At 71.5% G+C, this 9,143-nt stretch carries 9 protein-coding genes and 1 pseudogene; 2 read left to right on the plus strand and 8 right to left on the minus strand.

Annotated elements, in window-relative coordinates; translation table 11 throughout:
- Positions 1-14: 14 nt before the first annotated feature.
- The 7 genes from SSQG_RS08835 to SSQG_RS08865 form a co-directional block, all read right to left on the minus strand.
- The gene (locus SSQG_RS08835; protein WP_425314984.1) at positions 15-320 is read right to left on the minus strand and encodes a hypothetical protein; all 306 of its coding nucleotides are present in this window, start codon (positions 318-320) and stop codon (positions 15-17) included.
- A complete protein-coding gene (locus SSQG_RS08840) occupies positions 317-1,213 on the minus strand; it encodes a carbohydrate ABC transporter permease (RefSeq protein WP_003989391.1) in 897 nt (298 codons plus the stop codon). The genes SSQG_RS08835 and SSQG_RS08840 overlap by 4 nt, the downstream gene beginning before the upstream one ends.
- On the minus strand, positions 1,210-2,145 hold the full coding sequence (locus SSQG_RS08845; protein ID WP_003989392.1) for a carbohydrate ABC transporter permease: 936 nt from the start codon (positions 2,143-2,145) through the stop codon (positions 1,210-1,212). The genes SSQG_RS08840 and SSQG_RS08845 overlap by 4 nt, the downstream gene beginning before the upstream one ends.
- Positions 2,146-2,425: 280 nt before the next feature.
- Positions 2,426-4,156, minus strand: a complete 1,731-nt coding sequence (araD, locus tag SSQG_RS08850; RefSeq protein ID WP_003989393.1) for an L-arabinonate dehydratase — start codon at positions 4,154-4,156, stop codon at positions 2,426-2,428.
- Entirely contained in the window at positions 4,153-5,064 is a 912-nt protein-coding gene (locus SSQG_RS08855) for a dihydrodipicolinate synthase family protein (RefSeq protein ID WP_003989394.1), read from the minus strand. Before SSQG_RS08855 ends, araD begins: the two co-directional genes overlap by 4 nt.
- Positions 5,061-5,720: a GntR family transcriptional regulator gene (locus SSQG_RS08860; protein WP_003989395.1), complete on the minus strand. Its 660-nt coding sequence runs from the start codon at positions 5,718-5,720 to the stop codon at positions 5,061-5,063. The genes SSQG_RS08855 and SSQG_RS08860 overlap by 4 nt, the downstream gene beginning before the upstream one ends.
- A gap of 150 nt (positions 5,721-5,870) precedes the next feature.
- The gene (locus SSQG_RS08865; RefSeq protein ID WP_052310251.1) at positions 5,871-6,503 is read right to left on the minus strand and encodes a TIGR03086 family metal-binding protein; all 633 of its coding nucleotides are present in this window, start codon (positions 6,501-6,503) and stop codon (positions 5,871-5,873) included.
- Positions 6,504-6,648: 145 nt separating this feature from the next.
- Between SSQG_RS08865 and SSQG_RS08870 the strand changes: the two genes are divergently transcribed.
- Together SSQG_RS08870 and SSQG_RS08875 are read left to right on the plus strand one after the other, a co-directional pair.
- Entirely contained in the window at positions 6,649-7,104 is a 456-nt protein-coding gene (locus tag SSQG_RS08870) for an SRPBCC family protein (protein ID WP_106434154.1), read from the plus strand.
- Between the two features lie 69 nt (positions 7,105-7,173).
- Positions 7,174-8,388, plus strand: a complete 1,215-nt coding sequence (locus SSQG_RS08875; protein ID WP_003989398.1) for an MFS transporter — start codon at positions 7,174-7,176, stop codon at positions 8,386-8,388.
- Between the two features lie 485 nt (positions 8,389-8,873).
- Here the strand turns inward: SSQG_RS08875 and SSQG_RS08880 are convergent.
- Positions 8,874-9,143, minus strand: a pseudogene (locus SSQG_RS08880) (hypothetical protein); the annotation flags it as partial.

Raw genomic sequence — 9,143 nt, forward strand, 5'->3', positions numbered from 1 at the left:
GATGATGCGACCGGTCACCGGATCCTCCCCGCTCCCGCGCCGCGGGCCACCGCCCGGTCGCCCGCCGCGGCGCTGTCGATCCGTCCGTGCAGGGCGGGGGTCCAGCCGCCGTCGAGGGCGCGGACCAGTCCGGCGCGGTCGGTGACGGTGTGGACGTGTGCGGCCTCGGCGGCGGCGCCTCCGGTGGTGCCCGAACCGTGGGCGGCCCAGCCGTCGTTCGCCGGGAGGGTGTCGCGGCCGAGGTCGCGGGTCTCGGCCTGGGCGGGGAGGCTCAGGACCCCCAGCAGCAGGCCCGCCAGTGCCACCTGGAGTGTTCTCATCCCTTCACCGCCCCCGCGCTGAACCCGGTGATCAGCCACTTCTGGATGAAGGCGAACACGATCACGACCGGCACGGCCGCGATGATGCCGCCCGCGGCGAGCGCGCCCAGGTCGACGCTGTCGGCGCTCATCAGGGAGTTGAGGCCGACGGGGATCGTCTGCTTGTCCTGGTTGTTCAGGAACATCAGGGCGAACAGGAAGTGGTTCCAGGAGTGGACGAAGGCGAACGAGCCGACGGCGATCAGGCCGGGCCGCAGCAGCGGCAGCACCACGATCCGGAAGGCGGTCATGCGGTTGCAGCCGTCGACCCAGGCCGCCTCTTCCAGGGAGTACGGCACGTTCTTGATGAAGTTGCTGATCAGGATCATCGACAGCGGCAGCTGGAAGACCGTCTCGGCGAGGATGACACTGCCGAGCGAGTTGATCATCTTCAGCTCGGCGAAGATCTCGAACAGCGGCACCAGCAGCAGCGCGCCCGGCACGAACTGGGAGCACAGCAGCGCCAGCATGAACCCGCGCTTGATCTTGAAGTCGAACCGGGCGAGGGCGTAGCCGCCGGCCAGCGCGACGAGCGTCGTCATGAGCAGGGTGGCGACGCCGACGAGGACGCTGTTGGCGAAGTAGGTGCCGAAGCTGCGCTCCGTCCACACCTTCTCGAAGTGCTCGAAGGTGATCGGCCAGGGCACGAGCGAGGTCGAGCCGGCCGGGCGCAGCGAGAAGAGCAGGATCCAGTAGAAGGGGATGAGGGTGAAGAGCAGGTAGATGCCCAGGGGCAGGTAGATCTGCCAGCGGGGGGCCTCGTCCCAGGCGCGGTTCTTCTTCGGGGGCCGGGGCGGTTCGGGGGTGACGCGCACGGGAGCGGGCGCCGCCTTGGTGGCTTCCTTGACGCTCACTTGTTCTCGCCTCCGAACTTGCTCAGCCGCAGATAGACCATCGAGCAGAAGAGCAGGATCACGAACGCCACGGTGGTCAGGGCCGAGGCGTAGCCGAAGTTGTGGGCGTCGACGGAGGTGTTGGCGATGTACAGCGGCAGGGTGGTCGTCTCGCCCGCGGGGCCGCCGCCGGTCAGGGTGTAGAGCAGGTCGACGTTGTTGAACTCCCACACGGCCCGCAGCAGTGTCGACAGGATGATCGCGTCCTTCAGGTGGGGCAGCGTGATGTGCCAGAACTGCTGGAGGCGGCCGGCCCCGTCGACCTCGGCGGCCTCGTACAGGTCCTTGGAGACGGACTGGAGGTCGGCGAGGATGAGGATCGCGAAGAACGGCACACCGCGCCACAGGTCGGCCACGACCGCCGCCGGGAACACCGTGGAGGTGTCCGACAGCCAGCTCGTGCCGTAGGAGCCGATGCCCATGTCCGCGAGGTAACGGGTGATGCCCGTCTGGGAGTTGTAGAGCAGCACCCAGATCGCGGAGGTCAGCACGCCGGAGACGGCCCACGGGGAGAAGACCATGGCGCGGCCGAGGCCCCGGCCCACGAAGGTCTGGTTGACGATGAGCGCCAGCGCGAGGCCGAACAGCAGCTGGAGGCCGACCTCGACGACGACCCACTTGGCGCTGAAGACCAGCGTGTCCCAGAAGACCGGGTCCTTGGTGAAGGCGTGGACGAAGTTGTCGAAGCCCGCGTAGCCGTTCCGCCACGGCTTGGTGGGGTTGTAGTTCTGCAGGCTGTAGTAGAAGACGCTGATGACCGGGTAGGCGATGAAGCCCAGCATGAGCAGGGCGGCCGGCGCTATCAGCAGGTACGGGAGCCTGCGCGGTGTGGCGGAGGCACGGCGCCGCCGGGGTGGCGCGGGCGGTTTCGCCACGGCTGCGGCTTGGGCCATGACTGTTCTCCGTTCTCAGTACGTCGTGGTACGTCGTGCTTCGGTGCGGGCGCAGGAAGCGCTTTCTCGGTGTGCGGGGTCGTGCCGGGTGGCGCCGGGTCGTGCCGGGTAGCGCTGAGAGCGTGGGCGCGCCGAGGCGGCGCGGTGGTGCCGTGGAACCTGGCGGCGACGGCCTCCAGGTCGTGCGGGTGGCGCGTGGCGGTGCGGTGGCGCGTGGCGGTGCGGTGGCGCGTGGCGGTGCGGTGGCGCGTGGCGGTGCGGTGGCGCGTGGTGCGGTGGTTCAGCCCGCGTAGGGGTCGGCGACCCGGCCCGGGCGGGCGAGGAACTCGAAGTCGCAGCCGGTGTCGGCCTGCGTGATCTGCTCGTTGTAGAGCGCGCCGTAGCCGCGCTCGTACCGGGTGGGCGGCGGCGTCCAGTCCGCCCCGCGCCGCTCCAGCTCCTCGTCGTCCACGTGGAGATGGAGGGTGCGTGCCTCGACGTCGAGGGTGATGGAGTCCCCGGTGCGGACCAGGGCGAGCGGTCCGCCGACGTACGACTCGGGGGCGACGTGCAGCACGCACGCGCCGTAACTCGTGCCGCTCATCCGGGCGTCGGAGATCCGGACCATGTCGCGGACGCCCTGCTTGAGCAGGTAGTCGGGCAGCGGCAGCATCCCGTACTCGGGCATGCCCGGGCCGCCCTTGGGGCCGGCGTTCCGGAGCACGAGCACGTGCTCGGGGGTGATGCCGAGCGACGGGTCGTTGATGGTGCGCTGCATCGTCTTGTAGTCGTCGAAGACGACGGCGGGTCCGGTGTGCTTGAGCAGGTGCCGCTCGGCGGCGATGTGCTTGATGACGGCGCCGTCCGGGCAGAGGTTGCCGCGCAGCACGGCGACCCCGCCCTCCTGCGCTACCGGGTTGTCCCGGGGCCGGATGACGTCGTCGTCATGGACCTGGGCGCCGTCGAGCTGCTCCCGCAGGGTGTCGTACGAGACGGTCGGCCGGTCCAGGTGGAGCAGGTCCGTGATCCGGGAGAGGAACCCGGGCAGGCCGCCCGCGAAGTGGAAGTCTTCCATCAGGTAGGTCTGTCCGCCGGGCCGTACGTTGGCCAGCACCGGGACCGTCCGCGCGATGCGGTCGAAGTCGTCGAGGGTGAGCCGGACGCCCGCGCGGCCCGCCATGGCGATCAGGTGGATCACGGCGTTGGTGGAGCCGCCGAGCCCGAGCACGGTCGTCACGGCGTCCTCGAAGGCCTCGGGGTTGAGGATGTCGCTCAACTTGCGGTCCTTGTGGACCAGTTCGACGATCCTGAGACCCGCGGCGGCGGCCATCCGGTCGTGCCCGGAGTCCACGGCCGGGATGCTGGAGGCGCCCGGGACGGTGACGCCGAGCGCCTCGGCGGCGGCGGTCAGCGTGGAGGCCGTGCCCATCGTCATGCAGTGGCCGGGCGAGCGGGCCAGGCCGCTCTCCAGCTCCTGCATCTCGCAGTCGCCGATGACGCCGGCCCGCTTGTCGTCCCAGTACTTCCACATGTCGGTGCCGGACCCGAGCACCTCGTTGCGCCAGTGCCCCGGCAGCATCGGCCCGGCCGGCACGAACACCGCCGGCAGGTCCGCGCTCGCGGCGCCCATCAGCAGGGCGGGCGTGGACTTGTCGCAGCCGCCCATCAGCACGGCCCCGTCGACGGGGTAGGACCGCAGCAGCTCCTCCGTCTCCATCGCGAGCATGTTGCGGTAGAGCATCGGGGTCGGCTTCTGGAAGGTCTCGCTGAGCGTGGAGACCGGGAACTCCAGCGGGAAGCCCCCCGCCTGCCACACCCCCCGCTTCACGGCCTGGGCGCGGTCCCGCAGATGGACGTGGCACGGGTTGATGTCGGACCAGGTGTTGAGGATCGCGATGACCGGCTTGCCGAGGTGCTCCTCGGGGAGGTAACCGAGCTGGCGGGTGCGGGCACGGTGGCTGAAGGTGCGCAGGCCTTCGGTGCCGTACCACTGGTGGCTTCTGAGGTCCTCGGGACGTTTCCGGTCGGTCATATCGACCACCCGGCGGCGATGGCGGCGACCTCGGCCCGCTCGCTCTGAGGCAGCGGCTTGCTCGGCGGGCGGACCTCGCGGCGGCACAGTCCGAGGGAGGCGAGGGCCTCCTTGACGACGGTGACGTTGTTGGCGGAGCCGCTCTCGGCGCGCAGTTCCTCGAAGCGGCGGATCTGCTCCCAGACCTTCATGGCGGCCGGGTAGTCGCCGGAGCGCAGCGCTTCGATCATGTTCAGGGAGACGGCCGGGGCGACGTTGACCAGCCCGGAGGTGAAGCCGGTGGCGCCCGCGGAGAAGTAGGAGGGGGCGTACGGCTCGGCGAGCCCGGCCACCCACACGAACCGCTCAAGACCCGCGTCCCGGGCGAAGGCCGCGAACTTGGCGGCGTCCGGCACGGCGTACTTCACGCCGATGACGTTCGGGCAGTGGTCGGCGAGTTCGGCGAGCCGGGCCCCGGTGAGCTGCGGGTTGCGGAGGTACGGGACGACGCCCAGCTCGGGCACGGCCTCGGCGATCGCGCGGTGGTAGTCGACCCAGCCGTCCTGCGAGACGTAGGGGTGGACGGGCTGGTGGACCATCACCATCTGGGCGCCGAGCTCGCGGGCGTGCCGGGCGGAGGCGACGGCCGTCGGGACGTCGTGCCCGACCCCGACCAGGACGGCGGCCCGGTCCCCGGTCTCGTCGACGGTCAGCTCGGTGACGAGCCGGCGCTCCTCGGGCGTCAGGGCGTAGAACTCGCCGGTGTTGCCGTTCGGGGTGAGGGTCGTGATGCCGCCGTCGAGCAGACGGCGCAGCAGGGCCCGGTAGGTGTCCTGCGCGACGGAGCCGTCCTCGGCGAACGGGGTCACCGGGATCGCCACAACGTCGGCCAGGGCCGCCCGCTGGGTCTCGAACGCCACGCTGCTCATTCCTGACCTTCCTGTTCCAGTCCTGCCTCGGGGAACGCGCGCCGCACGAAGGACGCGATGTGGGAGTGGAGGGCGCGGGCCGCGCCGTCGGCGTCGCCGTCGAGGGCGAGCCGGAGGATCTCGCGGTGCTCGCCGGCCTCCCGCTCCCAGGAGGGCGAGGCGGCCCAGGCGACGGCGGAGACCAGGGCGGCCTGGTCGCGGACCTCGTCGAGCATCCGGCCGAGCAGCGGGTTGCCGCACGGCAGGTACAGGGCGCGGTGGAACTCCCGGTTGGCGAGGGAGCGTTCGGCGGTGTCCGTGGCCTCGTCCGCCCTGGTCAGCGCGGACCGGGCGGCGTCCAGGGAGGCACCGCGCCGCACCGCGCGCTTCAGTGCCTCGGGTTCCAGCAGCAGCCGCACGTCGTAGACCTCGCGCGCCATGTCCGCGTCCACCATGCGCACCGTGACGCCCTTGTACTGGCTCATCACGACCAGCCCGGTACCGGCGAGGGTCTTGAGCGCCTCGCGCACGGGCGTCTTCGACACCCCGAACTGCGCGGCGAGCTCGGTCTCGACCAGGGCCTGGCCCGGCGTCAACTGCCCGGTGAGGATGCGGTGTTTGATCCCCTCCAGCACGTACTGCGTGCGGGAGGGGATCGGCGTGGGCACAGAGGTCATGCGCGCCTCTCGGATCTCGCGTCTCGGTGGATCGCGTATCGGATCTCGCGTATCGCGTCTCATATATGACGTACGAAGTACGACGCGATGACGGTAGGAGGGCGCGTGTGTTTCGTCAATGCTTTCGACAGAGGAAACAGCAATCGCTTTCTACGACCTGGGGGTCCACCCCGGATTCCGTCCGCTGAGCCCCACGGCCCGGGCCAGCAGGGACGCGTCGGGCTCGACGGTCACGACCGGGCCGAAGATGCCGTCGCGGCCGGGATCGTCCACGGATGCCTCGAGGAAGCTGTGGCAGGCCTGGAGGGCAGCCGGGTCGGGGGTGTAGGACTGGCCGGTCGCGCGGGCCAGGTCCCAGCCGTGGATGACCAGCTCGTCGGTGGCGACGAGGCCCCCGATCTCGCCGGGCAGGTCCACCCCTCCGGCGCGGGTCATGCCCGTCCAGGCGGCCGGGTCCCGCCAGGCCTCGGCCATCTCGTCGAGCACCTTGGGCAGCTCCTCGCGCCAGTCGGCCCCCAGCTCGGGCAGGGTGGAGCCCGGGCTGGTGTCGGTCGTGGCGCCCAGGTCCTTGCGGCCGGCGTCACGGAAGGCGACGGCCAGCCCGGCCAGGTGGCCCAGGATGTTGCGTACCGCGTACTCGGGGCAGGGGGTCGGGTCCGCCAGCTGCTCGTCGGTGACGCGTTCCGCCAGGCGTGCGACGACCGCCGCCTGCGGTCCGAGGTCCAGAGTCGGTGCCGGGGTCGAGGTCGGTGTCGGGGTCGGGGTCGGGGTCGTGTCGGTCATCGGGCTGCTCCTCCTGGTTCCGTTCCTGGGAGGTAGACCGACACCGGCCGCGGAACTCATCGCTTCGGAATCGTGGCCCATGGTCGGCCCACCTAAAATGCACAGAGGAGTTGTTCCAGGCACCTTCAGTGTCAGGTGGTGCGTGATGACACAGGACGGCGAGCTGAGACTGCATCTGGAGCTCGAGCTGGCGGATGAGCCCGTGCGCGTGTTCCGAGAACTGACCGACCCCGTGGAAGTGGCCCGCTGGTGGGGCCCGGACGGGTTCAGCACCCCGAGTGTGGAGATCGACCTCCGCCCGGGCGGTGCCTACCGGATCGCGATGCAGCCACCGGAAGGCGAGCTGTTCTACCTGGTGGGCGAATACATCGACGTCGATCCCCCGGTGGGCCTGTCGTACACCTTCCGCTGGGAAGATCCCGACCCCGAGGACCGGGAGACGGTGGTGACGCTGTCGCTGTACGACACCGACGTCAGAGAGTCTCATCTCACCCTCGACCAGGGCGACTTCGCCACGGAGCGGCGGCGGGCCCTCCACGAGGAAGGCTGGGTCCAGAGCTTCGGCAAGCTCGGGGAAATGCTCGCCTCACAGTGGGATTGATCATTCCGGCTGGAACTAAGGCACCCTCCCGATCCCTCCGCACGGTCCTTAGTCCCACGATGGCCAGGCATGACGACCAAGACGACCTGGCCTCTCCTGCGCGTCCTGCGCGACCGCGACGCGGGCCTCTACCTCTCCGGCGCGGTGGTCTCCGGCTTCGGCACCTCGGCCCTGTGGCTGGCGTCCGGCGTGTGGGTGAAGGACCTCACCGGCTCGGACGGCCTGGCCGCGCTGTGCATGCTCGCCATGTGGCTGCCGGCCCTGGCAGGGCCGCTGCTGGGCACCGTCGCCGACAGGCACCGCCGCAAGCCGGTGCTGATCGGCGTGAACGTGCTTCTCGCCGCCCTCCTGCTCACCCTCGTGGGTGTCGACTCGGCGGGCGAGCTGTGGCTGCTGTACGGGGTGCTGTTCGTGTACGGCGCGGCGGGCGTCGTCCATGACGCGGCCGAGTCGGCCCTCGTCTCGGCCGCCGTCGACCCGGCCCTGCTGGGCGACTTCAACGGCCTGCGGATGACGGCCACCGAGGGCATGAAGCTCCTGGCCCCGCTGGCGGGCGCGGGCCTGTACGCGGCGTACGGCGGTGCGAGCGTCGCCCTGCTGGACGCGGGGACGTTCGTGCTGGCCACGGGGATGTACGCGGTGCTGCGGGTGCGGGAGGAGAGGCCTGTGCGGCCGACCGGGGGCCGTCGTCGACAGACCGCCGAGGGCGCCCGCCACCTGTGGGCGCACCCGGGCTTGCGCCCCCTGGTCGTGGCGGGCGGCGCCACCATGCTGTGCGCCGGAGGGAACGGGGCGCTGGTCTACGCCGTGGTCGACGACCTCGGGCACTCCCCCGCGTACGCCGGTGTGCTGTACGCCGTGCAGGGCGCGGGGTCGGTGGCGGTCGGCCTGCTCTCCGGCACCGCCCTGCGGCGGCTGGGCGAGCGGCGCTTCGCGGCGTACGGCATCGCGCTGCTGGCCGTCGCGGTGGCCCTGCGGGCGGTGCCGTCCGACCCGTCGGCGCTGGTGTGCGGCGCGGCGATCGGCGCGGGCCTGCCCGCGGTGCTGATCGCGACGCTGACCTCGGTGCAGCGCGAGACGCCGGGCCCGCTGCTGGGCCGCGTCACCGCCACGGCCCACACGATGGTGTACACGCCGAACGTGCTCGGGCTGGCCATCGGTGCGGCCCTGGTCGAGCTGGTGAGCCACCGGCTGGTGCTGGTGGCGCTGGGCGCGGCCCTGCTGGTGACGGCGGCAGTGCTGCTTCAGCGCCCGTCGAGGGCGGGGGCCACCGCCGGCTGGTGAGGACACCCCGCCGCATCGGCCCCCCTGCGAGGGCCGAACCATCCCCCACCCTCGACGCCACCCCCCTGCATCAGCTCCCTGCAAGCCCCCAAACCGCCCCCGACCGGCGATGCCGACCCAGCGCCTCGGCGACACAAGAGTCAAGCGCACACCGCCCGGCGACAAGCACCCACGCCCAAGCGCGACACAAGGGCCGGATTCATCCCCGACAGGCGCCACCACGCCACCACATCAGCCCTCTGCAAGGTCCGTACCGCCCTCGCCCGGCGACGCCACCCCACCACATCAGCCCCCGGCAAAGACCCAAACCGCCCCGCCCGGCAACGCCAACCCACCACCCCAGCGCGACACAACAGCCAAGCGCACCCGGCCCTGCGACGCCACGTCGGCACATCAGCCCCCTGCAAGGACCCCGGCGACGACGGCGCGGCCCACCGCCTCAGCCCCCTGCAAGGACCCCGGCGACGGCGGCGCGGCCCGCCGCCTCAGCGCCCGGCGAGGGCGGAGCGGACCGTTTGCAGGTCGCCGTCGGACGCGAGCCCGGCGTGGTACAGCCGTAGTTCGGTGGCGCCGAGGCGCTTGGCCTCGGTGGCGTCGGCGGCGAGGGTGCCGGGGCTGCCGCCCATGCCGGAGACGACGGGGAAGTTGGCGGCGATGACGGCGCCCTCCTTGCCCTGCCGGGCGAACGGCGTCAGCGTGCCGGTGCCGCCCGCGCAGGGCACGACCACACCGTCCGCCACGGACAGGATGTGCGC

Source organism: Streptomyces viridochromogenes DSM 40736, assembly GCF_000158955.1.
Classification (GTDB): Bacteria; Actinomycetota; Actinomycetes; order Streptomycetales; family Streptomycetaceae; genus Streptomyces; species Streptomyces venetus.